We start from the raw sequence: 26,142 nt of genomic DNA on the forward strand, positions 1-26,142 counted from the left end.
ATCCGCGTCGTACCGACCGACGTACCGACTAAGGAATCGATGAATAACGCAGCGAACGACTCGATCTGGTCCGGGACCTGGGTCGCCGAGCGACTCGGGGTCGAACTGGTAGGCGACGATCGGCTGGGCGACCTGCTGGGGCTGGCGCTGCGGCGCAACCCCAAGCGGGCCCATCTGCTGGTGTCGAACGTGCTCGGCAAGCATGTGCCGCAGTCGCCGGCCGTCGTGTACGGGCACGGGTTCGCGCTCGGCCGGCAGGTGCGGGAGCTGCTGGGGGCCGCCGGGACACGCACGGCGGTGGTCCTCGGGTACGCGGAGACGGCGACCGGGCTCGGGCACGCCGTCGCGGACGGGCTGGGCGAGACGCCCTACCTCCACTCCACCCGGCGGCCGGTCGAGGGCGTGTCCCAGGCCGGCGGCTTCGAGGAGTCCCACTCCCACGCGACCTCCCATCTGCTGCTGCCGGAGGACCCCGCGCTGCTCGCGGGGCGGGGTCCGCTGGTGCTGGTCGACGACGAGTTCTCCACCGGGAACACGGTCCTGAACACGATTCGCGCGCTGCACGAGCGGTATCCGCGGCAGCGGTACGTCGTCGTGGCGCTGGTCGACATGAGGTCGGCGGCGGATCAGGGGCGGCTGGCGGAGTTCGCGCACGAGATCGGGGCGCGGGTGGCTCTGGTGGCCGCGGTGAAGGGGACCGTACGGCTGCCGGAAGGGGTGCTGGAGAAAGGGCAGGCACTGGTCGCCGAGTACGAGGGTGCCGCGCCGTCCGTGGAGCCGGGCTCCGCTTCGGATGTCACCCGGGTCGAGCTGGGCTGGCCGGCCGGGGTGCCCGACGGGGGGCGGCACGGGTTCACGCCCGCGCATCGCTCGCGGCTGGAGGCCGAGCTGCCCGCGATGGCCGCGCGGCTCGCGGAGGCGCTGCCGCGTGGGGCCCGGCGGGTGCTGGTGCTCGGCTTCGAGGAGCTGATGTACGCGCCGCTGGTCCTAGCGCGCGAGCTGGAGCGGCTGGTGGAGGGCATGGAGATACGGTTCTCCACCACCACGCGGTCGCCGGTCCTCGCGGTCGACGACCCCGGCTACGCGATACGCAGCCGAATCGTCTTCCCGGCGCATGACGAGCCTGCGGACGGGCCGGGGGAGCGGTACGCGTACAACGTGGCCGGCGGTGGGTTCGACGCGGTGGTCGCGGTCGTCGACTCGGCCGCGGACTCGGCCGAGCTACAGGCGGACGACGGACTGCTGGCGGTCCTCGCCGCGCACACGCCGAGCGTGCTGCTGGCCGTGGTGCCTTCGTATGCGCCGCCGTATGTGCCGCCGGTTCGGCACCGCCGGGATGCGGCGTCCCGGCCGGGCGCCGCCGCGGCGGAAGACAAGAAGCCGATCTCACACCTCCCCGAAAGGCCCTCCATGCTGCCCGACCCCCTCCGAGGCCCCGGCTTCTCCTCCTACGCGCCCGACGAGGTCGGCTGGCTGCTCCAGGACCTCTCGGACGTGACGCTGGAGGCGCCGACCGAGGAGCGGGAGGAGGCCATCCAGAGCGGTGGCGCGCACTACGCCGAGTCCCTGCCCGTCGAGTACCAGCCGAGCGAGCAGTACCAGGCCCTCTTCCGCAGCGCGCTGGAGGACTCCGCCGAGCGGATCGCGGTGGCCGTGGGCGTCGTGACCGAGTCCGTGCTGGCCGAGCGGTCGCCGCGGCCCGTGCTCGTGTCGCTCGCCCGCGCCGGGACCCCCGTGGGCGTGTTGATGCGGCGCTGGGCGCAACACCGGCACGGCATCGAGCTGCCGCACTACGCCGTGTCGATCGTGCGCGGACGCGGAATCGACGCCAACGCCCTCCGCTGGCTGGCCGCGCACCACGACCCCGCGGATGTCGTCTTCGTCGACGGCTGGACCGGCAAGGGCGCGATCACCCGTGAACTCGTCGCGGCGGTGGAGGAGTTCGAGGCGTCCGACGGCATCACCGGCTTCGACCCGGAGATCGCCGTACTCGCCGACCCGGGCTCCTGCGTCCGTACCTACGGCACCCGCGAGGACTTCCTCATCCCCTCCGCCTGCCTCAACTCGACCGTCTCCGGGCTGATCTCGCGGACCGTGCTGCGTTCCGACCTGGTCGGGCCGAACGACTTCCACGGGGCGAAGTTCTACCGCGAACTCGCCGAGGTGGATGTGTCGGTGGACTTCCTCGACGCCATAGCCGCCCGGTTCGACGCGGTCGGCGATGTCGTCGACGCCCGCACCAAGGAGCTGCTCGCCGCCGACCGCACCCCGACCTGGGAGGGCTGGGCGGCCGTCGAGCGCATCAGCGAGGAGTACGGGATTCACGACGTCAACCTGGTCAAGCCGGGTGTCGGCGAGACCACGCGCGTACTGCTGCGCCGGGTACCGTGGAAGATCCTCGCGCGGGCCGGGGCGGGCGCGGACCTCGACCATGTACGCCTGCTCGCCGAACAGAGAGGGGTACCGGTGGAAGAGGTGGCCGAACTGCCGTACACATGCGTGGGGTTGATCCACCCGCAGTACACGCGGGGCGCGACCGGCGCCGACGGCAAGGCGGTGACGGTCTGATGTCGGTACTGGTGACGAGCGACCTCGACCGTACGCTCATCTACTCCTCGGCCGCCCTCGCGCTGACCATGCCGGACGCCCGGGCGCCCCGGCTGCTCACCGTGGAGGTGCACGAGAGCAGGCCGCTGTCGTACATGACGGAGACGTCCGCGCGGTTGCTCTCCGAGCTGGGGGACCTCGTGGTGTTCGTGCCGACCACCACCCGGACCCGCAAGCAGTACCAGCGGATCAATCTGCCGGGGCCGGCTCCGAAGTACGCGATCTGTGCCAACGGCGGGCATCTGCTCGTCGACGGCGTCACCGACGGCGACTGGTACGCCCAGGTGACGGGCCGGCTCGCGGACGAGTGCGCGCCGCTGGACGAGGTGCGGGCGTATCTGGCGGACACCACCGACCCGTCCTGGGTGCGCAAGCACCGGGTCGCCGAGGACCTCTTCGCCTATCTCGTCGTCGAGCGCGAGCTCGTGCCCGAGGAGTGGGTGAAGGAGCTGGCGGTGTGGGCCGAGAACCGGGGCTGGACCGTCTCGCTCCAGGGCCGCAAGATCTACGCGGTGCCGAAGCCGCTGACCAAGAGTGCGGCCATGCGCGAGGTCGCGCGCAGGACCGGGGCCGAGTTGACGTTGGCCGCGGGTGACTCTCTGCTGGATGCGGATCTGCTGCTCGCGGTGGATCGGGCCTGGCGGCCGGGGCACGGGGAGCTGGCGGACGCGGGGTGGGTCGGGCCCGCGGTCATCGGGCTTCCGGAGCGGGGTGTGGCGGCCGGGGAGCGGATTCTTCGGGAGTTCCTGCGGGCGTCGCGGGAACGGTGAGGTCGGCTTCCGGGCCGTTCAGGGGGTGGCGGGCGCTGTCGTTCGCGGGCTGCGGCTTCGTCGTGGCTCGTCGCGTCCACGCGGCGGAGCCGCAAACGCCACAGCCCCGCGCCCCTTGAAGGGCGGCCCTTCTCCGGAAGCGGGTCAGGGTGAACATCACCACGGCCAGGGCCGCCGCGGCGAGGACGATCTTCGAGTACGTCGAGGCGATCGCCGTCACCTCGGTCCAGTTGGCGCCGAGGAAGTAGCCCGCCAGTACGAACACCGTGTTCCAGATCACGCTGCCCAGGGTCGTGAGCGCGGTGAACACGGGCAGGGGCATGCGTTCCACGCCGGCCGGTACGGAGATCAGGCTGCGGAAGACCGGGATCATCCGGCCGAAGAAGATCGCCTTGGTGCCGTGCCGCAGGAACCAGCCCTCCGTCCGCTCGATGTCCGCGACCTTGACCAGCGGCAGCTTCGCGGCGAGGGCGACCGTGCGGTCGCGGCCGAGGAGGGCGCCCACGCCGTAGAGCGCGAGGGCGCCGATCACCGAGCCCGCGGTGGTCCACAGCAGCGCGGCCCAGAGGTCCATCCGGCCCGTGCTGGCGGCGAAGCCCGCGAGGGGGAGAATGACCTCACTGGGGATCGGGGGGAAGAGGTTCTCCAGCGCGACGGCGATGCCGGCCCCGGGCGCCCCGAGGGTGTCCATCAGGCTGTTGATCCACTGGGGTGCGCCGCTCGCCGCCGCCATCGCTGTCATGAGGGCACGCTAGGCGAGCGAAGCTTAAGAGAGCCTGAGGGAACGTAAGGGTCAGGTGAGTGCTCGCGAGGCGGGGCCCGATTGAACGATCAAACCCCGCCGGCCGTTGAACAAAGCGTGTCGATCAACCGCAGCAACCCCCGCCGCAGCAGCCGCCTCCACCACCGCCGCCCGCGCGGGGGGCCGGTGCGGACGCGGAGGCCGTACCGCCCACAGCCACGGTCGACAGCAGTTTGACCGTGTCGGCGTGGCCGGCCGGGCAGTCCGCGGGGGCGGAGGACTCGGCCATCGGGCGGCTCAGTTCGAACGTGTCGCCGCAGGTGCGGCAGCGGTACTCGTAGCGAGGCATGTGCACAGGCTAACCGGCGCGCCGAGGGGGTCGGCAGAACGTCCGGAACCGCTTTCCCCCTTGCCGTATCGGGCAGCTCGGGAAACGATCTTTCCCTGGGGGCGGAGAGTCCTTTTCTGTGTGGTTTGTTGCAACGTACGGACTGGCCATTTCTTTCTGCTTCGTGATCGAAGAACTTGTGAAGTTGGCTGATAATTTGTGTGCGCGGTGTGGGGGCGGCCGAGAGGCCGGGGGAATCGGGGGGACGGCAATCGTGGTTCAAGCGGCTGTGCCCGAGCCACACCAGCGGCTGCAAGTTGGGGAGGGAGGCGCAGTCGTGACCACTGCCTGCCATCACGTGGGTGCCGTGCGTCCCGTGGGACGTGCATCCATAGGGGTGTGCCGTGGCTAGCCAGGAGGGCGACGGCCGCGGTCGCCGCCGCCGGGCTGCCCCCAAACGGGGGTCGAGCGGCCCCGTCGGGGCCGAACAAGGGATGGGTTCCGGCCATCGCGCGAGCCGCCGCCGCGCGGCCCGGCCGTCCCTCGGCGCACGGCTCTCCGCGGGCCTCGGCGCGCGTCTCGGACCGCTCAAGGAGGGGCTCGCCCCGCACGCCCGCCGCCTCAGACCGCAGTACCCGCGCCCGGGCCGCACCGACTGGCGTCGCTGGGTGCCCTCCTGGCGGCAGTCGCTGGGGGCCGTCGGTGTCTCCGTGGGCCTCGGCGTGGTGTTCCTGGGGGTGGCCTACGCCGCCACCGACATACCGGACGACCTCAACACCTTCGCCACCCAGCAGGACAACGTGTACTTCTGGTCCGACGGCACCCCCATGGCCCGTACGGGCTGGGTGCGGCGGCAGGCGATGCCGCTGAAGGACGTCCCCGAGGACGTGCGCTCGGCGGTCCTCGCGGCGGAGAACGCGAGTTTCTACTCCGACCCCGGCATCTCCGTCAGCGGCATCACCCGCGCCCTGGTCCGCACGGTCGGCGAGGGCGACACCCAGGGCGGCTCGACGATCACCCAGCAGTATGTGAAGAACGTCTACCTGAACCAGGACCGTACGCTCGGCCGCAAGCTCACCGAGGCCATGATCGCCCTCAAGCTCGACAACAACATGAGCAAGGACAAGATCCTGGAGGGCTACCTCAACACCAGCTGGTTCGGCCGCGGCACCTACGGCATCCAGCGGGCCGCCCAGGCCTACTACGGCAAGGACGTCGGCGAGCTGAACGCCAGCGAGGCCGCCTTCCTCGCCTCCCTCCTCAAGGGCGCGGGCCTCTACGACCCCGCCCTCAGCCAGGCCAACCGCGACCGGGCCGTGGTGCGGTGGGGGTGGATCCTGGACCGGATGGTGGACCTCGGCGAGCTGTCGAAGTCCGAGCGCGCCAAGTACACGAAGTTCCCCGAGCCGCTGAAGCAGGCGAACTCCTACGACACCGGTAAGCAGAGCGACTACCTGCTGGAACTCGCCGGTCAGTACGCCAAGAAGGCCGCGAACATCTCCGCCCAGGAGTTCGACCGGGGTGGCTACCAGATCTACACGACCTTCGACAAGAAACGGCAGACGGAGCTGACCGCCGCCGTCACCAAGGCGCGCAAGGATGCGAAGAAGGACTCCGCGAAGAAGGCGAAGACCACGCACTTCGGCGCCTCCTCGGTGGCCGCCGACGGCCGGATCCTCGCCGTCTACGGCGGCCCGGACCACCGCACCCAGGGCTACAACGAGTCGAACGCGACCACGGTCCCCGCGGGGTCGGCCTTCCTGCCGTTCGTCTACGCGGCCGCCCTGCAGTACGGCATCAGCACCGACCGCGACTCCGGGAAGACCGGCGTCACCCCGCAGACGCCCTACAACGGCAACGACGCCGTCCCGGTGACCACCCCGGAGGGGCCGTACTGGGACCGCGACGGCGACAAGGTCTTCGCGCACAACGACGGCAACAGGTCCTGGGGGCAGATCAGCCTGCACACCGCGCTCGCCGAGTCCGTGAACACCCCGTTCATGCAGCTCGGCATGGACGCGGGTCTGCCCACGGTCCGCAAGACCGCCCAGGACTCCGGATTCCTCGCCTCCAGCTTCGGGGCGGAGGTGCCCGCGCTGTCCGTGGGCAGCGCCACCCCCAGCGCGATCCGGATGGCCAGCGGCTACAGCACCTTCGCAGCGGACGGCAAGCACACCGAGCCGTACTCGGTGCGCAAGGTCACCCACAACGGCTCCAAGGTCCCGATGAACACCCCCAAGGCGAAACGCGCGATGAGCGCCGAGGTGGCCGACCAGGTCACCGACGCGCTGGAGGACGCCTTCACCGGCGACCACCCTCTCGCCGCCCCCGCCACGGCCCGGGTGGCCGGCAAGGGCGGCACCACGCAGGACGACAAGGCCGCCTGGTACGTCGGCACCGCGAAGTACGTGTCGACCGCGGTCGTCGTCTACCGCATCGACCTGACCAAGAGCCTGGAACCGTTGAAGCTCGACGGCATCGCCGGAGAGCCGAACGCGGGCCTGCCTTACGAGATCTGGTCCAAGGCCATGAGTCCGCTCGACTGAGGCCGAGGAGGCCCGGGGGACTGCCGATGTGTTCGAGGTCTCCCGGGATTCCGGGCAACTGATCGGTCGGTTCGCGGGTCCAACAGCCGGCACCCGTATTCGTATCCGCACCCGCACCCGTACGTCACCCCCCACCCTCGCAGAATGAGCCGCACATGAGCCCTGGCAGGAAGACCCCGTCCGGTCGCCGCCGAAAAGCGCGCCCGCCCCGGCGCCGTACCACCACCCGCCCGCAGTTCCTGACCGTGGCGGCCCTCCTCGTCGTCGCCTCGCTCGTCGGCGGCTACATGGTGCTGAACCGCTCGGACAGCACCACCCCGACGGCGTCCTCCTCGGGCGGCAAGGGCACCACGGGCAGGACGAACTCGGCGGCGGACGACGCGGAACGCAAGTGGGACGGCAAGACCAAGATCATCGGAGACGGCTCCACCTCCTACACGGGCCCGCAGAAGGGCCGGCTGAAGGCCGAGCCGCTCAAGCCGGGCGAGAAGCCCCCGCAGTTCGTCGTCTTCTCCTGGGACGGCGCGCTGGCGGGCGACGACGGCCTCTTCGAGCACTACCGCGAGATGGCGAAGAAGTACGACGCCCACATGACGTTCTTCCTCACCGGCATCTACCTGCTGCCCAAGGAGAAGCGGACGCTGTACGACCCGCCGCAGCACGAGAAGGGCGCCGCCGCGATCAGCTACCCCACCGATGAGCACATCCGCACCACCCTGGCGGAGCTCGCCGAGGCGTGGAAGGAGGGCAACGAGATAGGCACCCACTTCAACGGCCACTTCTGCGGCGAGAAGGGCGGCGACGACTGGAGCGTCGCGGAGTGGAAGCAGGAGATCGAGGAGTTCAACTCCTTCGTCGAGAACTGGAAGACCAACACCGGCTTCAAGGACCTGCCCGCCCTGCCCTTCGACATCAAGGCGGTCACCGGCGGCCGCGCGCCCTGCCTGGAGGGCCAGAAGAACCTGCTGAAGGCCGCGAAGGACTTCGGCTACCGCTACGACGCCAGCTCCGGCGGCGCGTACCAGGTGTGGCCCGGCAAGAAGAACGGCATCTGGGACTTCCCGCTGCAGATGCTCCCGTACAACGGCGACTTCCAGGCGCTGTCGATGGACTTCAACTTCCTGTACAACCAGTCCAACGGTGAGACCGACGGCGACCCGGCGATGTACCCGACGTGGCAGCAGGAGACCATCGACATCTATATGAAGGGCTTCAACCGGGTGTACTACGGCAGCCGGGCGCCCATGTTCATCGGCAACCACTTCGAGCAGTGGAACGGCGGCATCTACATGAACGCCGTCGACGAGGTCATCAAGAACGTCTGCACCAAGAAGGACGTCAAGTGCGTGTCCTTCGACGAGCTGGCGGACTGGATGGACGTCCAGAAGCCGGAGACCCTCGCGGCCCTGCGCAACCTGGACCCCGCGCAGACGGTGGACTGGTCCACGCTCGTGAAGTGACCCGCTCGTGGATGACCTGTTCGTGAAGTGACCCGTGGTTTCGCGGTGACTTGACGGTCTTGCGGTGATGTGACGGTCGTAACGCGACCCCGATGCGGCGCACTTGAGGAGGTCATGTAAAGATTCCCCTCCCTGAGAATCCGACCATCTCGGGGTCAAGGAGAAAACACAGTGAGATCAAGGATGTTGAGCCGCTGCTGCGCCACGACGGCAGCGGTCGTTCTCTCCACCGTCCTGCTGCCCGTGGCCGGCGCCCATGCCACCGCGTCGACGCCCAAGGTCACCAAGGCCACCAAGGACGCCTTCGGCCGCGTCGCGGACAACGTGATCACCGACCGCACCGCCGTCCTGATCGACGGCGCCAAGGCGGCCCGCACGTCGCTCAAGCCGACCGGCGGCGTGAAGCTGTCCGCCGCGCAGAAGAGCGCCGAGGACACCAAGCTGAAGGCCCTGCGCGCCACGAAGTCCCGCCTCGCGGGCCTCGGGGAGGCCTACACGTCGGCCGACACGAAGGTCGCCGTGGACAGCACCGCGGTCAAGGGGACGAAGGCCACGGTCAAGGTCACCGAGGCCACGACCTTGAAGTACAAGAAGATACGCGGCGACGAGCCCACCTCCACGGGCTTCGAGGCGCACCACGTACTGACCTTCACCGCGTCGAACGGCGCCTGGCAGCTGACCGCCATGCGCTCGACGGACGGCGGCGCCCCCCGGATCAACGATCCCGTGGCCCCGGCGGCGAACGCCAAGCCGAGCCGTACGCCGATGGCCGTCATCGACGCGCCCAAGGCCGCCACCACCTGGCCCGCCCCCGCCAACGCGAAGACGCTCAACGGCGGGAAGTACAACTACCAGGCGATGGCCACGTACACCGAGAAGTACTGGAAGAACTACAACACGGCGTACCGCAAGTACAACTCGCTCGGCGGCGACTGCACCAACTACCTCAGCCAGGGCCTCCTCGCGGGTGGCTGGCAGCAGATCTCCAAGGTCACGCCCGAGGAGTACGACACCTGGTACTACGCGTCGAACGGCAACGCCGACGCCTGGACCGGGGTCAACGAGTGGTCCTGGTTCACCCAGACCGCCAAGCGGACCACCCCGCTCGCGAACGTCTACCAGCTGGACGTCGGTGACGTCATGCAGATGGACTTCAACCGGGACGGGGAGAAGGACCACTCCATGATGACGACGTACCGCAGCTCCAGCGGTGTGCCGTATCTGACCTACCACGACGCGGACACCTACCGCCGGTCGGTGGCGAGCCTCATCGCGTCCTACCCGACGGCGAACTACTACGCGTACCGCACCTGATTCTCAGGTTCCGGACCTCGGGCCGGCGTCCTCCTCACCGGGGAGGGCGTCGGCCCGCTCCAGTTTCGCCATCCCCACCCGGGCCTTGCGCCCCATCTCGCGTTCCGACTCCTGTGGATGGCGGGCCCGCCAGTACGGATTGTCGTGCGGCAGCGCCGTGCCGACCCTGCCGTACATCCCGAACGTCATCAGCAGGATGCCGACGACAAAGCTGAACAGGACGTTCTCGATGCGGAACGCGAGGAAGTTCGAGTCGGTGTCCAGCAGGGCCAGGTTGCCGAAGCCGCTGAGGATGAAGGCGATGCCCAGGACCATGTTCACCGTCGAGGCGAAGTTGCCGCCGATCACCATGCCCACGAGCAGCAGCAGCCCCACACAGATCGACAGGACGCTCAGCGTGCCGTTGGTGTTCAGGCCCACGACCTCGTCGCCGCGGGTGTCGAACCAGCCGACCTTGTCGATGAGGCCCAGGATGCCGAAGACGACCAGGAACAGACCCATCAGGCCCGCCCCGAACCGGTAGACCCTGCTGAGTCGGTGGTCGACGGGAAGGTGCTCGTCGATCCTGATGCGCCGCCGGGGCCCCGCGTGCCGACCCTTCGTCGGACGCAGTGTGTGCGTGGCGTGCGTGGCCATGTCCGCCCTCCCTCGGGTGTCAGCGGAGGCCTGCGTACCCCTTCAGCATCCGCCCACCGGGCTCGGACCGGCAACCCGGCCGGGCGCCTCAGGCGCTCGTGCCGCGCTCCTTGCGGATCAGGTCCACCACCTGGGCCACCGTCTGCCGTACGCCCTCGGTCTCCGTCAAGAAGTGCCAGTAGTCGGGGTGTCGGCCCTCCAGCGTGGCGATCGCGCGGTCCAGGCGGGCCACGGAGTCGTCCAGGGGGCGGGCGTGCCGCGGATCGGGCGTCGAGCGGCCCGCCATGGCCAGCCGCTGGGCGTCCCTGATCGCGAACCGCGTCCGGTCGATCTCCTGCTGCGGGTCCTTCTGCACGGCGTTCAGCCGCGCCAGCCGGTCACCGGCCGCCGACACCGCCTCGTCCGTGCCGTTCAGCAGCGCCCGTACGGTCGACAGGAGCGAGGCCGCGTCCGGCCAGCGCTGGGCGTCCCGCGCGGCCCGCGCCTCGCGCAGCTTCGACCGGGCCTGCTCGACGTTCTCGGCGGCCTGGTCCGGCACCTGCTGGAGGTCCTGCCAGCAGGCCGCCACGAACCGCCGCCGCAGCTCGCTCAGCACCTGCGGCACCTGCCCGGCCCGGGTTCTCAGCGCCTCCGCGCGCGTACGCAGAGACACCAGCCGGTGGTCGATCTCGGCGGCCCGCTCCGGCAGCCGCTCGGCCTCCGTCCGCACCGCCTCCGCCTCGCGCACCACCCGGTCGGCCCGCTCCAGCGTCTCCCGTACGCCGTGCCGGCCCGCGCCCTGGTTGAGCTTGGTCAGCTCCGGCGCGAGGGCGGCGAGACGGGCGGCGAGATCGTCGGCCCGCAGCCCCGAACCCCGTACGGAGTCGAGGGCGCCCGAGGCGGCCAGCAGGCCCTGCCGGGCGCGCTCCACGGCCGGGGCGAGCCGGGCCAGCTGCGTCTCGGCCGTGCCGAGCAGCGGCCCGAGGCCCTGCGCGAACCGGTCCAGCTCCTGCTTGGCCCGCCCCAGCTCGTCCTTGGCGGCGGACAACTCGGTCCGGGCGCGGGCGGCGGCGGACGCCTCCAGGTCGTCCCGGTCCAGGTCATGGGCGTCGACGGCGGCGATGTACTGCGCGCTGACCTGGTCGATCCGCTGCCCCAGCGCGGAGAAGTCGGCCACGGCCCGGCGCGCGGCCGGCGAGTCGTCGACCGCGGTGATGGTCTCTATCGAGATCCGCAGATCGCGCTGCGCGGTGTCCAGTTCGTAGAACGCCGCCGCGGCCGCGTCCTTCGCCGCCTGCGCCTCGGCCCGCTGGCTCTCCGCCCGCCCGCCGAACCACCGCCGCGTGCCGCCACCGGCGAAGGCGGCGGGCAGGGCGAGGGCGAGGAGAAGGGGAAGGGCGAGCAGCGCGACGGTGTCACGGCTCGCGGAGCGGTGTCGGAGGCCGGTCGGTTGTGGTGCACGGCCGCGAGGTTGTTGTTGTGCGCGCGGCACAAACGGCGTGTACGGCTCTGAAGGTGTCGCCGTCACATCCCTCTCCCGTGCTGTCATCCACCCTGCCCGGTTGTCATTCTCCCACCGGTCAAGGACGAACACACGGGTGGTTCGGTTCGCTGTTGCCGCTGTTTTCGATCAGGGCCCGGGCCGGACGTCAGCCCATGGTCCGCAGCTCGACCGAGCCGTCCCGGGTGTGCGCGGTCACCACGTGCGAGCTGTCCTCGTCACGGGGCACGGACACGCGCACGGACCCGTCGTCGGCCCTGGTGTCCACCTTGTACGAGGCGTCGCGCGGCAGCCCGATGTCGATCGACCCGTCGTGGCTGCCGGCCTCCACCAGGTCCGGTACGACGTCGAGTTCGAGCTTCACCGATCCGTCCTGGGTGTCGGCCCTGACGGACCGCGAGCCGATGCCGATCGCCCGCACCGAGCCGTCCCCGGTGTGCAGCTCCAGCGGCCCGGAGGAGTCGCTGACCCGCACGGAACCGTCCGCCGTCCGGATCTTCAACGCCTCCTGGAACCCCTTCGCGGTCACGCTTCCGTCGCCGTCCTCGACGACGACTGCGACCCCGCGCGGCACCTCGATCCGGTGCCTGGCCGAGCAGTCGGCGACGAACCCCGAGCACTTCATCCGCAGCGTCAGCCGGTCGTCCTTCATCTCCCACGTCACCCGGGGATCACCGCCGACCACGATCCGCCCCTCGAACCACCGGGTCACCTCGACCTCGTCGACGTCCGCCGGGACCAGCTCCAGCGCGGAGTCGTCCGAGTCGACGGTGAGCGTACGGCCCTGGAGGGCGAAGCTCCGGTGCTCGGGATCCTTGTCCTCCTTCGCGTCGGCGCCGCACGCGGCGACGGAGGCCAGGACGGCCACGGCGAGACCGGCGAGAGCGATCCTCCGGGTCCCCGTGCTGTGTGCCGTACGTGGTGCGTGTGCCGTACGTGCCATGGTGTTCTCCCCCTGCGCCCGCTGCTGCCTGTCGATGTCCTCGACCGTACGGAGCGGGCGGGTTCCGGGGGATCCGGGCCGCTCCCGGACCATGGGTAGGGATAACCCCCGGTTATCGGTTTGCGGGGCATGCCGTCGGGCAATGTAGGCTGTCGGCTTGTCTTGGGCGTGTAGCTCAGGGGTAGAGCGCCTGCCTTACAAGCAGGATGTCGGCGGTTCGAAACCGTCCATGCCCACCCAAGCGAAGACCCCGGCCGATCGAGGCCGGGGTCTTCGTCGTCTTTCCGTTGTCTCTTCGTCGTCTCTTCGTGGGTCAGCGCGCTTACTCCGGCTGTTCCAGGGCCGTCGCGCGGGTGTGCTTCAGGCGGGTCCGGGCGTCCACCTTGTCCTCGGTGGCGACCTCGGCCCAGAAGCGGTGGCAGGTCACGAACACGGCGAGCTCCCGCTCGCGCTCGCGGAGCTTCTCCACCTCGGCCTGCTCGTCGGGCGTCCAGCCGGGGGAGGCGGGGCGCTCCACCTTCCGCCAGCCGTTGTCGTCGCTGAAACCGTCCAGGGGCTCGACCGACCAGGGCAGCCGCTTCAGCAGCGCCAGGAGCTCGGCCCGGACCTGATGCAGCTCCTCCTGACCGGCGAGGAGGTCACTGGGGAAGTCATAGGTCTTGGCCACGCGGCAATGCTACGCCTGTTCGATTTTGGGATGCGAGTTCCTTCGGTCACTCGGGGGACTGTGGCGGAACGGAACGGTCAGGCGGTGCGGCAGAGCGCCGCCGGGTCGGCGGGTGCCGCGGCGCGGGCCACGGTCGCGGGTACGGGACGGGCCGTGCGGGCGGGGGTCGGGACCGGCGGGAGGTTCCGCGCGAAGACGACGAGGCGCAGCACCGTGAACCGTGCGACGCCGGCGAGTGCGGAGGCGGACAGGTAGACGACCTGCTCGAGCATCGCACCGGGTGCCGCCACCAACTGCTGCAGGACGAGCATCGCCACGCAGGTCACCGCATACGCGGCCGCCGCGGACCCGGCCGACTGCGCATGCTGGCGCCGGGTCGCGCGCCCGCCGGTGCCGAAGGCGAAGCGGGCGTGCAACTCGGTTGCGAGAAGCGTGGAAACCGCGGTGACCAGGGCGTTGGCCAGGCCCCATGGCATCCAGGAGGCGAGGGCCGCCACGGCGAAGCTGGAGGTGAGCCCCACTCCGCCGCCGCAGAGCACGAAGCGGGCGAAGGCGGTGAAGGCGCCGGGTGCCGCCTGCTTTTTTCTCATGACGGAAAAGCTACGTTGCGTTCATGGATATAGCAACGACTTTATTGCGTAAGGTTTCTATAGTCGCAGCTCAAGACCGAGTAATTGTTACAATGGTCTTCGAGTAATGCAACGAGTGAAGCTCTGTTCGTTGCAATGGAGTGGAGGTGAACGCTATGCCGGTCCGTCGTTCTGTCGGCCGGCCCGGTCGAGGCGCAGGTCCCGGTGGAGGAACCACGCCGTACCCGCGACGACCACCCCGCAGATCGTGGGCACGAGCAGCCATGGGAGGCCCGTCCACACGGTGGACAGACCCACGACGGTGCAACTGGCCCCGGTGACGACGAGCAGCCACTTGCCGTACGGGCGCCAGGTGAAGAGTCCGGGGTCGCGCGGCCTGGCCAGAAGCACTGGCCGGGCGGTGCTGTGCTGGCCGGGATTCGACGTCCGTGGTCGGCCATTCGTCATCACCGTGCTCTCGTTCGTTCGCTTTATCTCGGTCGGCAGCCCGCCCCCAAGCGATAACTTGGGGTTGTGACCCTCGATGATCTGCGTGTCTTCGTCGCCGTGTGCCGGGCCGGGAGTCTCAGTGCGGTGGCCCGGGAGTTGGGGTGCACCCAGTCGGCGGTGAGTCAGCATGTGCGGCGGCTGGAGCGGGAGGTCGGCGTCGGGCTGGTGGAGCGGCAGGCCCGCGGTGTGGTGCCCACCAAGGCCGGGCGGTTGCTCCAGGAGGCGGCCGCCGAGGGGATCGCCGGGCTCGACCTCGCGCTGCGGCGGCTGGCCGAGCTGGTGCGGGGCGACGGAGGGGTCGTACGGATCGCCACCGGCGGCACGACCGTGCGGCACTTCATGACGGAGGGGATCGTCGACTTCCGGCGGTCGTATCCGGGGGTGGCGCTGGAGTTCCACACCGTACGGTCGAGCGGTGGCTGCCGCGACGCGCTGGCGGACCCCGCTCTCGATCTCGACCTCGCCTGGGTCACCCTGGGGCCCGCCGTGCGCGGCCTCGAACAGCGGGCCGTGGCCCGGCTGCCCTGGGTGCTCGCCGTACGCGCCGACGACGAACTCGCGGGCCGGGAGCGGATAGAGGGCGACGAACTGGCCGGGCTACGGCTGATCGGACTGCCGAAGAACTCCACGTCCTACGCCCATCTCGATGCCGCCTACCGGGAGTTGGGCATCAAGGTCGCCGCCTCCGGCGCCGGTGTCGCCGACTGGGACACCGCGATCCTGCTCGCCGAACTAGGCGTCGGTCACGCCGTCGTCCCCGCCCTGCCGGGCTGGACCGGGCCCGGCCACCCCGGTCTGCGGTTCGTGCCCGTACCGGATCTGCCGCCGCTCACGGTCGGTTGGGCGGTACGACGCTGGGAGGCGCTGTCACCGCCCGCACGGGCGTTCGCGGACACGGTGGCTCGGCATGTGGTGCGGGCGGGGGAGCGGGTGGGCGGGGTGCGTTAGTACTTCTCCCGCAGCTCCCCGACCACCCGCTCCGCCACCGGCACCGGAACACCGTGGCGCTCGGCCGCGCGCAGCAACGCGCCGCCGATCGCGTCCAGTTCGAGGGGGCGGCCGGCCTCGGCGTCGCGCTGCATGGAGGACTTGGTGGTGGGGGCGAAGGCGTCGTAGCGGGCCAGGGTCCCGGCCGGGTCCATGGGGGCGCCGACGGCGCCGCTCACCCTGGTGGTCTCCTCGACCAGGGCGACCAGTTCCTCGCGGTGCCGGGCGCGGATCTCGCCCAGCGGCAGCCCGTAGCGGGTGGTCAGCAGCGCGAACGGGGCGAGGAACGACATCTTCGCCCACAGCGTCGCCGTCTCGTCGTCCAGGACGCGGGTGGTCACACCGGCCCATTCCAGCGCGCCGGCAAGGGAGTTGAGGAGCTTCCTCGGTACCACCTCCGGGGCGCCGGTCAGGTCGACCTCCACGAAGGGGCTGGTGTGCTCGATCACCCCCGGAACGACCCGGGTGGACTCGACGCGGATCGCCGCCGGGGCGACGGGCGTGGTGCCGTAGCGGGCGCGCAGGGCCGCCGGGTGCTCGACGCCGTTCAGGAACGGTACGACGAGGGTGTCGTTGCCGAGGGCGTGCGCGGGGAGGCGGTCCAGGGCGGCGCCGAGGCTTGTGTGCTTCACGGCGACGAGGCAGGCGTCGACGGGTTCGCGCAGTTCGGCGGCGGTTTCCACGCGGGCCGTGAACTCGCCGAAGCGGGGGCTGCGGACGAGGATGCCCTCCGCGTCCAGGGCCCGGGCCGTCTCGTCCCCGGCCAGGCAGATCACCCGGTTGCCCGCCCGCACCAGCAGCGCGGCCAGCAGGCCCCCTACGCCGCCGGGGCCCAGCACCGCCACCGTGATTCGGTCCTTCGTCATGGTCGTCAGACTCCCCTCGTCGTCGGTGATGATCACAAGGGGTCGAGGGAGGAGTCAATCCTCGGAGAAGCTTGCCGATACCCAAGGAATTCCTTGAGGGTCGGGTTGGAGGACACTGGACGCATGTGCCGCAGCATCAAGACTCTCCGCCCGCCGGTCCTGCCCGAAGAGGCCACCGAGGACGACATCCGTGCCGCCGCCCTTCAGTACGTCCGCAAGGTCTCCGGCTTCCGTGCGCCCGCCGCGCACAACCGGGAGGTGTTCGACCGCGCGGTGGACGCGATCGCCGCCGCGACGGCCGAACTCCTGGAGGGGTTGGAGGTCCGGGGCGCCGCGAAGCGCGCCGGGTAGCGATTTCGCCCCGCCGCCCCTGCCCGTCCCGTCCTCCAGGGGCTCCGCCCCTTCGACCCCGCGCGGGAGAGCTCGGGTGGGTGGGTGGATGGATGGACTTTGTCGGCGGGTGCGGGATTGTCGTGGTTGCTCGCGCGGTTCCCCGCGCCCCTTCAGGGGCCCTGGGGTCTGTCCCTAGCCCTGCAAAGCCGGTCGGCGCATCAGGTACCCCGCTCCCGCGCCCGCCCCGAACAACGCCGCCAGTGACACCCCCGTCGCCAGCCACGTCGCGCCCAGCCACTGGGCGCCGAAATAGCCGAGCGCCACGCTGTACGCGGCCCACGCCATGCCGGCCAGCGCGGACCACGGGAGGAAGTCACGGGTCCGGCGCCGCGCGGCGCCCCAGCCGAGGGAGACGACGGAACGGCCCGCGGGGGCGAAGCGGGCGACGACCACCAGGATGCCGCCGCCACGGGCGAGCGCCGTGCCGAGACGTTCCTGCGCCGTGGTCAGTCGGCGGGAGCGGGCGATCGCGCGGTCCAGCCGCTCACTGCCCTGCCAGGCGAGGCGGTACGCCGCCAGGTCGCCCAGTACCGAGGCCGTCGTCGCCGAGAGCATCAGGATCAGGATGTCCGGCCCGTCCCACGGCATCGCTCCCGCCGCGGTACCCGCCGCTGCCGCCGTGGCGGCCGCCACCACCAGGACTCCGCTCGGCAGCACCGGTAGAAAGACGTCCAGGAGAATGGACGCGGCCACGACGGCGTAGATCCATGGGCCTGCCGCCAGCGACCCCAGACTCTCAAGCACCGCACACTCTCCTGTTTTCCCCCGACCCCGTGATAGCCGTACAGCGTATCCCTCGCGTATGACAGAGGGCTCACAGGGGCTCATGTGTCCGTCGTACACGGTTCACCCGGCTGCAGTCCCGCAACGCGCGCACCGCGCCGCGGCGGCGTACGAGTGAGGGTGCGTGTGAGGTACGAGTGAGGGACCAGGAGAGTGGGGCGGTGAGGTGGCGGGGGTGCGGGTGGCCCGCTTCGCCGTGCCGTTCGGGTGGGCCGTCGATGGCGTGTGATCGCCCCGGGCGACCCACCCGTGCCGTGTCGTGGGACCGGGTCGGGTCAGGCCGCGACCGGCGCGCTCTTCGCGTCAGCCTTGCTTGCCGTCGAGGCCCCGCGCTTGCCGAGGAACTGGTCGAGGCCGAGCGCGCCGGAGCCGGTGAAGATCAGCAGGAACATGGCCCAGCAGTACAGTGCCGCGCCCTCGCCGCCGTTCTGGATGGGCCACAGGGCGCCGGGCTGGTGGACCTTGAAGTAGGCGTAGGCCATGGCGCCGGAGGCGATGAACGCCGCGATGCGGGTGCCGAGGCCGAGCAGGACCAGGCTGCCGCCGACGAGTTCGATGACGGCCGCGTACCAGCCGGGCCAGGTGCCCGCGGACACGGTGCCGCCCTGGCCGTCGGCGCCGCCGAGGACGCCGAAGAGCTTGCCTGCGCCGTGGCAGAGGAAGAGCAGGCCGACGACGATGCGGAACACGCCGAGAGCGTATGGCTGGGCGCTGTTGAGGCGTCCGGTCATGGTGGGGAGCTCCTTCGGTATGACCCGGTCCTGGTGGGACCGATGGGGACGGTTGTTACCGGTGGGTCACCACGTTAGGCAGCGCTAATCAATGCTTGCAAGTTCAACATTTGGCCAGCTCTTGGCGTGTCCATGATGTTTCAGATGCGGTATCGCCGCACGTAGAACGGCTCTCGCCACCGCGTCGGCATCCGAAAGCGTGACTGAATCCACACCGGGCCGGGCGCCCGCCGCGGTCACCCAGTGCACGCCCTCCGTGGGCACGCCGAACGCGAACCGCTGTGTGTGCGCGACACCTTTTCGGTCTATCAGGTGATACGGGCGCGGTGTCACATCGAGACCGCCGGTCTCGTAGGAGTCGTCCCCCTCCGGCTCGGTGATCCGGTGCGGGCGGCACTGGCCCGTCTTCAGTAGCCGGGCCAGCAGCTCGTCGGCGGTCCTGCGCAGGTCCGGCTCCGGGAGACGGGCCTCGATCACGGTCGTCACGCGGACGGCCGAGCCCGGTACGTCGGGGGAGTGGGCCCGCCAGGCCCCGTCCTCGGGCCGTACCTCCAGCCGGGGGCCGAGGACCGTCAGCACGCCGGCCTCGATCAGCGCGGACATCTCCTCGATACGGCTGCGGGGCGGACCGATGGACAGGAACGCGTTCAGTGGCGTGTACCAGCGGTCCAGATGCTCACGGCGGGACGCGCCGGTCAGCCCGCCGTGGTCGACGATCAGCCGCAGCTCGTTGCGCAGATCCCGCAGCACGTCGAGCGCGGCCTTCACCGGCCCCTCCACATTGCCGAGCGCGGCCTGGTCGGCGTCCTCGCGGAGATACGCCAGCAGCCAGTCCCGCCAGGCCGTCGGGTCCGGGAACGTACGTCCCGTGTACGGCCGTGACACCCGGTCCCAGGACCAGCGGTCGGCCTCCGCGATCCCGAACTCGTCCAGTACGGCGGTTTCCCGGGCGCCGCGATGGGGCGCGGAGAGGAAGCCGTCGCGGAAGCGGTCACGCCCGGCCGTGTCCCTCAACAGCCCCTCGTAATAGACCGTCTCCACCTCCTTCGCCATCAACGGCCATATCTCCGCGAGGAAGTCGGGCGCCTCCCCGGAGTCCGCGCGCTTGCGGAAGCCGGCGATCACCTCGGGGGTCAGTACGAGCGGGGTGTGACGGCCGTACGGCCCTTTGGCGTTGTCGCCGCGCGCCTGGTACGGCACCCCGCGCCGGGAGCCCGCGTACAGGCGCGGCTCGCGGCCGGAGGGGAGGTAGCGCAGGCCCCGGTCGCCGTCGGGCACGAAGCGGCCGCCCCGGCCGGTGGTCAGCAGGGCCATGTGGTCGAAGAAGTTGAGGCCGAGGCCACGCAGGAGGACCGGCTCGCCGGGCTCGACGGGCGAGAGGTCGACGTCCGCCGGGTTGGCGGGCGGGACGTGGTGCAGGCCGTGCAGTTCGGCGTACGCGGTGAGGTCGCGCTCCGCCCGGTCGGGGACCGTGGGCAGATGGCCCTGGGTGAGGACCACGGCGGCGAGGCCGGTGAGGACGCGGCCGGTGGCGAGAGTCAGGCGCTGCCGGCCGTCGGGGGTGTCGTCGAGGCGGACCGCGCGGGTGGGGTGGGTCTCGACCCGTATCGCGGGCGGCGCGCCGCGCACCACCTCGGCGAAGACCCACTCCAGATAGCGGCCGTAGTGGGCGCGGGTCGGGTACTCGTCGGGGCCCAGCTCGCCGCGCGCCCACTCGTGCAGACTCGGGCCCGGCCGTATCGGCCCCGAGCAGTCCACGCTCTCGTCGGTGAACAGGGTGACCTGCGAGGCCACGGTGTTCATCAGCAGATGCGGGGACTGCTCGGTGCGCCACACCTGGCCGGGGCCGGGCGGTGCCGGGTCGACGACATGGACCGTCAGGCGTGTGCCCGGGCGGAGCAGTTCGGGCGCGGAGGCGCACAGGCGCTCCAGGACGCTGGTGCCGCGCGGGCCGGCGCCGACGAGGGCGATGCCGACCTCGGTGGGTTTCGCGTCACGGGCGGTGGCGTCACTGGTCTCGGACAAGGGCGTAACTCCCGTGCGTGTGGGGCGCATCGTGGGGCGCGGTGCGGCGTACCGCCCACTGGACGGCGGACGGTCCGCCACATCATGCCGCCGTACGTCACGGGAGCCGAGCACTGGGTCCGCTCACGGGCGCCCGGTGTGGGATGCCTCACGAGCATCCCGGACAACAGGGGCAACAACCGTGCGGAACGTGGGCATTAACGGGCGAGTTCGGACTCCGTCACTGTGTCAAGCCGGGCCTTCCCACCCCGCCGGGCCCGCGCCTGCTCCATGCGCAGCCGGGCCGAACGGCCGTGCAGGGTCAGGGTCATGAGCTGGTTGCCGAACCAGGGGCCGCCCGTCCGGCGCCAGTCGATGGACGGCCGGTCCCCGCGCCCGCGCCGCCCGAACCAGCGGCCGATCGCCCGCCCCGTCCCGCTCCAGCCGAAACGGAAACCGAGCTTTATCGACAGCGGGACCGAGTTGTGCACCGGCGAGCAGGTGAGCTGGAGCACGCGCGCGTCGGGGCCGTCGGCGTCGGCGGGCCAGGAGGGCTCGGCGATGTAGGCGTGGTGCACGTCCCCGGACAGGACGAGCACCGTCGCCGGGGCGGACGGGCCCGAGCCCGCCTCGGCGAGCAGCCCGGTCAGCTCCTCGAACGACGCCGGGAACGCCGCCCAGTGCTCCAGATCCGCCCCGCGCCGCAGCTTCTCCCCGAACCGCGCCCAGCGCTCCCCGCGCTCGCCCCGGCACAGGGCCGCGCTCCAGGACTCGGCGTCGTGCACGAGGTGCGGCAGCAGCCAGGGCAGCGAGGTGCCGATGAGGAGGTGGTCGTACGAGCCGGGCGCGTCCAGCGCCTGAGTGCGCAGCCAGTCGGCCTCGCCCGGGTCCAGCATCGACCGGTCGCCCTCCTCCAGGACGCGGGCGGCCCGGCTGTCGAGCATCAGCACGCGGACGCGCCCGAAGTCGCGCCGGTAGCTCCAGCGGACCGAGGCGGAATCCTGGTCGGCGCGGGCGGCGTGCGCGCGCAGGACGTCCGTACCGTCCGGGGTGGCGCGTACGGCCGCGTACAGCGGATCGGCGGCCAGTTCGTCCGGTGAGAGGTTGCCGAGGTGCTGATGGACCCAGTACGACATCAGGCCGCTCAGGATCCGCTCGCGCCACCAGGGGGTGGCCCGCATGTCGGCGAGCCAGGACGCGCTGGTGTTCCAGTCGTCGATGACGTCGTGGTCGTCGAAGATCATGCAGCTGGGGACCGTGGAGAGCAGCCAGCGGATCCCGGGGTCGAGCCAGGACTCGTAGTAGAGGTGGGTGTACTCCTCGTAGTCCGCGACCTGGTCGCCCGGCGGGTCAGCCAGGCTGCGGCGGGCGGCGAGCCACCGGCGGGTGGCCTTGGAGGTCTCGTCGGCGTAGATCTGGTCGCCGAGGAGCAGCAGCACGTCGGGCCGTTCGGCCGTCGCGGACCCGGCGGCGATCCGGGCCGCCAGCGAGTCCAGCGCGTCGGGACCCACGGGATCCGGCTCACCGGCGGGCGGCGCGGCCCAGCGGCAGGAGCCGAAGGCGATCCGTACGGGAGCGCCCGCGACAGGGGTACGGATCTCGGAGGGCGGGAAACCCGAGTCGGGCGGAGGCCATACGAGGGTGCCGTCGAGGCGGATCTCGTACGTCGACGCCCTGCCCGGTGTGAGGCCCGTGACCGGGACGAGCGCGTAGTGATGGCCGGCGACCTGGAAGGTGCGGGCCTCACCGTGTCCGCCGCCGGAGCAGCGGACCTCGGCGGTGCACGGACGGCTCGTCTCGACCCACACGGTCGCGGACGAGCCGTCCACATATCTCAGCAGTGGTCCCAGGCGCAGCCCCGCCATCGGCGATCACCCGCTCCTTGTCTTGTCGGGTTCGCCTCCGGGGCGCTTCAGCCGGTGTCGGGCGGTGAACGTGCTCAGCCCTTCGGGCCTTCGCGCGTTCACCGCCCGACACCGGCGTGCCCCTTCGGCTCACCCTTGTCCGTCGCCCCGTACGGTACGGAACGACAGGGGTGAGCGGGGAGGATCCGGGCGACGCGGCGCGGCCTGGGTTCAGCAGTTCGCCAGGTAGCTGGTGAGCGCGCTCTTCTCGGCGGAGTCCACCGACAGGTCGTAGTAGTACTTCACCTGGACCCAGGCGCGGACGTACGTGCAGCGGTAGGACGTGACCGACGGCATCCACTCGGCCGGGTCCTGGTCGCTCTTCGCCTGGTTCACGTTGTCCGTGACGGCGATGAGCTGCGGGCGGGTCAGGTCGTTGGCGAAGTTCTGGCGCTGGGTGCTGGTCCAGCTGTCGGCGCCGGAGTCCCAGGCCTCGGCCAGCGGCACGAGGTGGTCGATGTCCAGGTCGGAGGCGGCGGTCCAGGTGGCGCCGTCGTACGGGGAGTACCAGGTGCCGCTGGTGGCGGCGCAGGCGGAGCTGGTGACGACGTTCGTACCGTCGCGCTTGAGGACCGTCTCGCGGGTGTTGCAGGTGCCGCTGATGGTGATCCAGTGGTTGAACAGGTCCCGGTCGTAACCGGTGCGGTCCTCGGTCGCCACGGTGAGGCTGGCGAGGTAGGAGCGGGCGGTGGCGGCGCTGACCGGGGTGGGGAGCGCGGCGGAGGCGGTGGGGGCGTTGAAGAGCGCGACGGAGGCTATCAATCCGCTGAGCGCGGCGAGTATGCTGACCCGTCGACGCGCGTAGAACCTGCGCATGTGAACTCCTAATGGGGGCCGGGGCGTTGGGGCGCGAGCGATTGAAGAGTCGCCGCGTGGTGTTACCGGCAGGTGTGCGTTGGGTGAGAAGTTAATGACGGGTGCATGACAGGACAAGGGTCGAGGCCGTAATTACCCGTCGATGGGTTCGTCATGTGATCGACCGATCGGCTGATCGGCGATGCGATTGTCGACTTGTTTCCCGTAGGATGGCCGGCGCAGAAGGGGAGTAGCTCTTCGCCGGACCGTCGACATACTGCTCAGCTCGTCTGAGCCGGCGCCCGGAGGCGGGTCCCATGACCGGGGCCGGCCAGCGAGACCTTCGGCAAGCAGTGCACATCCGTGCCACGGGGCACGGGTGACGTCCCGTGCCGTACGGCACGGGAACCGTGTGCTGCCGTGCCGAGGTGTCGTGTCAGTGGACGTGTTCTCTCGGTGGGGCGGCCCCGACCGATTGAGAAACCTTGATCAGCTTCAGTGTGACGGCGCTCGTCTTCGGCGTCGTCTTCCTCGCAGAACTCCCCGACAAGACGGCCCTCGCCGGTCTCGTCCTCGGCACGCGCTACCGCGCCTCGTACGTCTTCGTCGGTGTCGCGGCGGCCTTCGCGGTCCATGTCGCGCTGGCGGTCGCGGCGGGGAGCGTGCTCACGCTGCTGCCGCAGCAGGTCGTGCGGGTGGTGACGGGTCTGTTGTTCCTCGGTGGCGCGGCGGTGCTGCTGCGCAAGGGCGGTGAGGGCGACGAGGGGATCCGGCGGCCCGAGGATCAGAGCTTCTGGAAGGTCGCGGGGGCGGGTTTCATGCTCATCCTCGTCGCCGAGTTCGGGGATCTGACACAGATCATGACGGCCAACCTCGCGGCGCGCTACGACGATCCGCTGTCGGTCGGGCTCGGTGCGGTGCTGGCGCTGTGGGCCGTGGCCGGGCTGGGCATCGTCGGCGGGAAGGCGCTGATGAAGAGGGTGCCGCTCGTGCTCATCACGCGGATCGCCGCCGCGCTGATGGTGGGGCTCGGGGCGTGGAGTCTGTGGGAGGCGGTGACCGGGTGACGTCTGGAGGGGGCGGGCTGCGCGGGCTGTGCGGGTGGGCTGCGAAGGGACGGACTGCGCGGGCTGTGCGGGTGGGGGCGAGGGACGGACTGCGTGGGCTGTGCGGGGCGGTTGAGTTGAACGGCTGGTGAAGCTTTGCGGGGGTGGTGGCGGGAGGGGGCTTTGTTTTGTACCGTGGGGAAACAAAGTGGCTCCCGCTCGTTTTCCCTGACCGGCGGGCGGGACCACCTTGTTCCCGCCTGCCGGGGTCCGCGCAGGTTCTGTCGTTTGTTCAGGGCCCGTCCGGAGAGCCCGTTCAGGGCCCGTCAGAGGCGGGTCCAAGGCCCGTCCGAGGCCCGTCCGAGGCCCGTCCTGAGTCTGCCTGGAGTCGTTCATGACAGCCGCCGTGCCCACCCAGCCGACCGTTCTGACCGCCCGTGCCCTGTTGCTGGACATGGACGGCACGCTCGTCAACTCCGATGCCGCCGTCGAGCGGGTCTGGCGGCGCTGGGCCGAGCGGCACGGGCTGGCCGGGGACGAGGTCATCAAGGTGGTCCACGGGCGGCAGGGCTACGCCACGATGGCCGTCCTGCTGCCGGACCGGCCCATGGAGCAGAACCTCGCGGACAACAAGCGGCTGCTGGCCGAGGAGACGGCGGATGTGGACGGGGTGGTGCCGATTCCCGGGGCGCCGGAGTTTCTCGCGTCCCTCGCGGAGGTGCCGCACGCGCTGGTGACCTCGGCGGATGTTGCGTTGTCCACGGCGCGGATGGGGGCGGCCGGGTTGCCGTTGCCGGCGGTGCGGATCACGGCGGAGTCCGTGGGGGCGAGCAAGCCGGATCCCGAGGGGTTCTTGAAGGGGGCGGCCGAGTTGGGGGTCGCGCCTGAGGACTGTGTGGTGTTCGAGGACTCCGAGGCGGGGATCGTGGCTGGGCGGGCTGCGGGAATGCGGGTGGTGGGGGTGGGGGAGCGGGCCGGCCTCTACGGGCCGGACGTGTTGGTGGCGGATCTTGGTGGGGTGCGGGTGGAAGCGGCTGGGGGTGGGGTGGTGGTTCGGCTGTGGGTGGGTTGACTTGCTCCTCGGGCTGAAGCCCGAGGATTCTGGCCTTCCCTGACCGGTTGTTGTGCCGCTACGCGGCACGGGGTTCGGTCGGGAATCCGTGGCTTCCTGTGACCAGGTTCCGGCACAGAGTGTTCACCGATGTCCACTTGAGGCGGATGGAGGAGATCACGCGGTCGGTGTGTACGGACTTCGAGTGCGAGCTGGTGGAGTTCAACGGCGAGGACAACCACGTCCACCTGCTGGTGAACTTCCCGCCCAAGATCGCCGTGACCAAGCCGGTCAACTCCCTCAAGGGCGTCTCCTCCCGCCGCCTGCGCCAGGAGTTCCCCGACCTGGTGCGCCACTACTGGCGGGCCAACAAGCTCTGGTCCGGGTCCTACTTCGCCGGAACCGTCGGCGGTGCCCCGCTCTCCGTGGTCCGGCAGTACATCAACAGCAGAACCGGCCCGTGTGAGCATCAGCTCCACCGGGAGAAGCCCTCCCGACGCTCCGCGCCGCAGGCGAAGACCCCCAGTGTCCGGCTCCGCCGGACCTGAGTCTGCGACGCTCCGCGTCGCCACTGTCAGATTCGCTTCACCACCGGTCTGAAGGCCGATGCACTGCGAATGAATTCCGGTAGCGGCGGCGGGGGGCGAAAGCCCGGCCCCCGCCGCCCCACGACTCAGCCCTCCGACTTCGGGCCCGTCTGCTGCAGGACCTCGAAGGTCCACACGGTCGAACCGGTGGCCGCCGGCTGCGGACGGTCGCCGCCGCCCTGGTGGGCCTGCTTCATCGGCCCCTCCATCCACGCCTGGAACGCGGCCTCGTCCCGCCACCGCGTGTAGACGAGGTAGTCGTCCGTGCCGTCCACCGGACGCAGCAGCTCGAACCACTCGAAGCCGTCGGAGTTCTCCACCACACCGGCGCGGGACGCGAACCGCTTCTCCAGGACCTCCCGCTGCTCGGCGGGAACCGTGAGGACGTTGATCTTGACGATGCTCATGGAGCCATCCTGCCCC

The 26,142-nt window shown here is 70.7% G+C and carries 24 protein-coding genes, 1 tRNA gene and 1 pseudogene; 11 read left to right on the forward strand and 15 right to left on the reverse strand.

Annotated features, from left to right (window positions below; genetic code table 11):
* The first annotated feature begins 39 nt into the window (after positions 1-39).
* A complete protein-coding gene (locus SGFS_RS39530; RefSeq protein ID WP_286257048.1) occupies positions 40-2,568 on the forward strand; it encodes a phosphoribosyltransferase in 2,529 nt (842 codons plus the stop codon).
* Complete coding sequence (locus SGFS_RS39535) at positions 2,568-3,377, forward strand: HAD family hydrolase (protein WP_286257049.1); 810 nt, start codon at positions 2,568-2,570, stop codon at positions 3,375-3,377. The genes SGFS_RS39530 and SGFS_RS39535 overlap by 1 nt, the downstream gene beginning before the upstream one ends.
* Here the strand turns inward: SGFS_RS39535 and SGFS_RS39540 are convergent.
* Together SGFS_RS39540 and SGFS_RS39545 are read right to left on the reverse strand one after the other, a co-directional pair.
* On the reverse strand, positions 3,298-4,119 hold the full coding sequence (locus SGFS_RS39540; RefSeq protein WP_286257050.1) for a DedA family protein: 822 nt from the start codon (positions 4,117-4,119) through the stop codon (positions 3,298-3,300). The genes SGFS_RS39535 and SGFS_RS39540 overlap by 80 nt on opposite strands.
* 124 nt (positions 4,120-4,243) lie before the next feature.
* Positions 4,244-4,468, reverse strand: a complete 225-nt coding sequence (locus SGFS_RS39545; RefSeq protein WP_286257051.1) for an FmdB family zinc ribbon protein — start codon at positions 4,466-4,468, stop codon at positions 4,244-4,246.
* Between the two features lie 473 nt (positions 4,469-4,941).
* On the opposite strand from SGFS_RS39545, the gene SGFS_RS39550 reads away from it, so the two are divergent.
* From SGFS_RS39550 to SGFS_RS39560, 3 genes are all read left to right on the forward strand, one after another.
* Positions 4,942-6,993: a transglycosylase domain-containing protein gene (locus SGFS_RS39550; RefSeq protein ID WP_286260292.1), complete on the forward strand. Its 2,052-nt coding sequence runs from the start codon at positions 4,942-4,944 to the stop codon at positions 6,991-6,993.
* A 155-nt stretch (positions 6,994-7,148) separates the two neighbouring features.
* The gene (locus SGFS_RS39555; protein ID WP_286257052.1) at positions 7,149-8,453 is read left to right on the forward strand and encodes a polysaccharide deacetylase family protein; all 1,305 of its coding nucleotides are present in this window, start codon (positions 7,149-7,151) and stop codon (positions 8,451-8,453) included.
* Between the two features lie 171 nt (positions 8,454-8,624).
* On the forward strand, positions 8,625-9,767 hold the full coding sequence (locus SGFS_RS39560) for an amidase domain-containing protein (protein WP_434028129.1): 1,143 nt from the start codon (positions 8,625-8,627) through the stop codon (positions 9,765-9,767).
* A gap of 3 nt (positions 9,768-9,770) precedes the next feature.
* On the opposite strand, the gene SGFS_RS39565 is transcribed toward SGFS_RS39560, so the two are convergent.
* From SGFS_RS39565 to SGFS_RS39575, 3 genes are all read right to left on the reverse strand, one after another.
* Entirely contained in the window at positions 9,771-10,403 is a 633-nt protein-coding gene (locus SGFS_RS39565) for a DUF4383 domain-containing protein (protein WP_286257053.1), read from the reverse strand.
* A gap of 88 nt (positions 10,404-10,491) precedes the next feature.
* The gene (locus SGFS_RS39570; RefSeq protein ID WP_286257054.1) at positions 10,492-11,910 is read right to left on the reverse strand and encodes a coiled-coil domain-containing protein; all 1,419 of its coding nucleotides are present in this window, start codon (positions 11,908-11,910) and stop codon (positions 10,492-10,494) included.
* 121 nt (positions 11,911-12,031) lie between these two features.
* Positions 12,032-12,826, reverse strand: a complete 795-nt coding sequence (locus tag SGFS_RS39575) for a DUF4097 family beta strand repeat-containing protein (protein ID WP_286257055.1) — start codon at positions 12,824-12,826, stop codon at positions 12,032-12,034.
* Positions 12,827-12,990: 164 nt separating this feature from the next.
* Here SGFS_RS39575 and SGFS_RS39580 point away from each other — a divergent pair.
* Positions 12,991-13,062 (forward strand) — tRNA-Val (locus SGFS_RS39580).
* 86 nt (positions 13,063-13,148) lie between these two features.
* Here the strand turns inward: SGFS_RS39580 and SGFS_RS39585 are convergent.
* The 3 genes from SGFS_RS39585 to SGFS_RS39595 all read right to left on the reverse strand — a co-directional run bounded on the left by SGFS_RS39585 (position 13,149) and on the right by SGFS_RS39595 (position 14,473).
* Positions 13,149-13,493, reverse strand: a complete 345-nt coding sequence (locus SGFS_RS39585) for a hypothetical protein (RefSeq protein ID WP_286257056.1) — start codon at positions 13,491-13,493, stop codon at positions 13,149-13,151.
* Between the two features lie 77 nt (positions 13,494-13,570).
* Positions 13,571-14,083 (reverse strand): hypothetical protein, encoded by a 513-nt coding sequence (locus SGFS_RS39590; RefSeq protein ID WP_286257057.1) that lies wholly within the window; start codon positions 14,081-14,083, stop codon positions 13,571-13,573.
* Positions 14,084-14,236: 153 nt separating this feature from the next.
* Entirely contained in the window at positions 14,237-14,473 is a 237-nt protein-coding gene (locus tag SGFS_RS39595) for a hypothetical protein (RefSeq protein WP_286257058.1), read from the reverse strand.
* Positions 14,474-14,596: 123 nt separating this feature from the next.
* On the opposite strand from SGFS_RS39595, the gene SGFS_RS39600 reads away from it, so the two are divergent.
* Positions 14,597-15,520, forward strand: a complete 924-nt coding sequence (locus SGFS_RS39600) for a LysR family transcriptional regulator (protein ID WP_286257059.1) — start codon at positions 14,597-14,599, stop codon at positions 15,518-15,520.
* Here SGFS_RS39600 and SGFS_RS39605 read toward each other — a convergent pair.
* Entirely contained in the window at positions 15,517-16,425 is a 909-nt protein-coding gene (locus SGFS_RS39605; RefSeq protein WP_286257061.1) for a ketopantoate reductase family protein, read from the reverse strand. The genes SGFS_RS39600 and SGFS_RS39605 overlap by 4 nt on opposite strands.
* A 123-nt stretch (positions 16,426-16,548) precedes the next feature.
* Between SGFS_RS39605 and SGFS_RS39610 the strand changes: the two genes are divergently transcribed.
* Positions 16,549-16,776: a DUF2277 domain-containing protein gene (locus tag SGFS_RS39610; RefSeq protein WP_286257063.1), complete on the forward strand. Its 228-nt coding sequence runs from the start codon at positions 16,549-16,551 to the stop codon at positions 16,774-16,776.
* A gap of 174 nt (positions 16,777-16,950) precedes the next feature.
* On the opposite strand, the gene SGFS_RS39615 is transcribed toward SGFS_RS39610, so the two are convergent.
* The 5 genes from SGFS_RS39615 to SGFS_RS39635 all read right to left on the reverse strand — a co-directional run bounded on the left by SGFS_RS39615 (position 16,951) and on the right by SGFS_RS39635 (position 23,056).
* A complete protein-coding gene (locus SGFS_RS39615) occupies positions 16,951-17,562 on the reverse strand; it encodes a DedA family protein (protein WP_286257064.1) in 612 nt (203 codons plus the stop codon).
* A 314-nt stretch (positions 17,563-17,876) separates the two neighbouring features.
* On the reverse strand, positions 17,877-18,332 hold the full coding sequence (locus SGFS_RS39620; RefSeq protein ID WP_286257065.1) for a DoxX family protein: 456 nt from the start codon (positions 18,330-18,332) through the stop codon (positions 17,877-17,879).
* A gap of 84 nt (positions 18,333-18,416) precedes the next feature.
* Positions 18,417-20,387, reverse strand: coding sequence for an FAD/NAD(P)-binding protein (locus SGFS_RS39625; protein ID WP_434028130.1), 1,971 nt, complete (start codon positions 20,385-20,387; stop codon positions 18,417-18,419).
* 167 nt (positions 20,388-20,554) lie between these two features.
* Positions 20,555-22,201 carry an alkaline phosphatase D family protein gene (locus SGFS_RS39630; RefSeq protein ID WP_286257067.1) on the reverse strand — a complete coding sequence of 549 codons (1,647 nt, stop codon included), beginning with the start codon at positions 22,199-22,201 and terminating at the stop codon, positions 20,555-20,557.
* Between the two features lie 210 nt (positions 22,202-22,411).
* Positions 22,412-23,056, reverse strand: a complete 645-nt coding sequence (locus SGFS_RS39635) for an HNH endonuclease family protein (protein WP_286257068.1) — start codon at positions 23,054-23,056, stop codon at positions 22,412-22,414.
* 464 nt (positions 23,057-23,520) lie between these two features.
* On the opposite strand from SGFS_RS39635, the gene SGFS_RS39640 reads away from it, so the two are divergent.
* The 3 genes and pseudogenes from SGFS_RS39640 to tnpA all read left to right on the forward strand — a co-directional run.
* Positions 23,521-24,102 (forward strand): TMEM165/GDT1 family protein, encoded by a 582-nt coding sequence (locus SGFS_RS39640; RefSeq protein WP_286257069.1) that lies wholly within the window; start codon positions 23,521-23,523, stop codon positions 24,100-24,102.
* A 373-nt stretch (positions 24,103-24,475) separates the two neighbouring features.
* Positions 24,476-25,153: an HAD family hydrolase gene (locus tag SGFS_RS39645; RefSeq protein WP_286257071.1), complete on the forward strand. Its 678-nt coding sequence runs from the start codon at positions 24,476-24,478 to the stop codon at positions 25,151-25,153.
* Positions 25,154-25,251: 98 nt separating this feature from the next.
* Positions 25,252-25,598, forward strand: a pseudogene (gene tnpA / locus SGFS_RS39650) (IS200/IS605 family transposase); the annotation flags it as partial.
* Between the two features lie 207 nt (positions 25,599-25,805).
* Here the strand turns inward: tnpA and SGFS_RS39655 are convergent.
* Positions 25,806-26,126, reverse strand: coding sequence for an antibiotic biosynthesis monooxygenase family protein (locus SGFS_RS39655; RefSeq protein WP_286257072.1), 321 nt, complete (start codon positions 26,124-26,126; stop codon positions 25,806-25,808).
* Positions 26,127-26,142: the final 16 nt, after the last annotated feature.

This window comes from Streptomyces graminofaciens, assembly GCF_030294945.1.
GTDB classification, from domain to species: Bacteria; Actinomycetota; Actinomycetes; order Streptomycetales; family Streptomycetaceae; genus Streptomyces; species Streptomyces graminofaciens.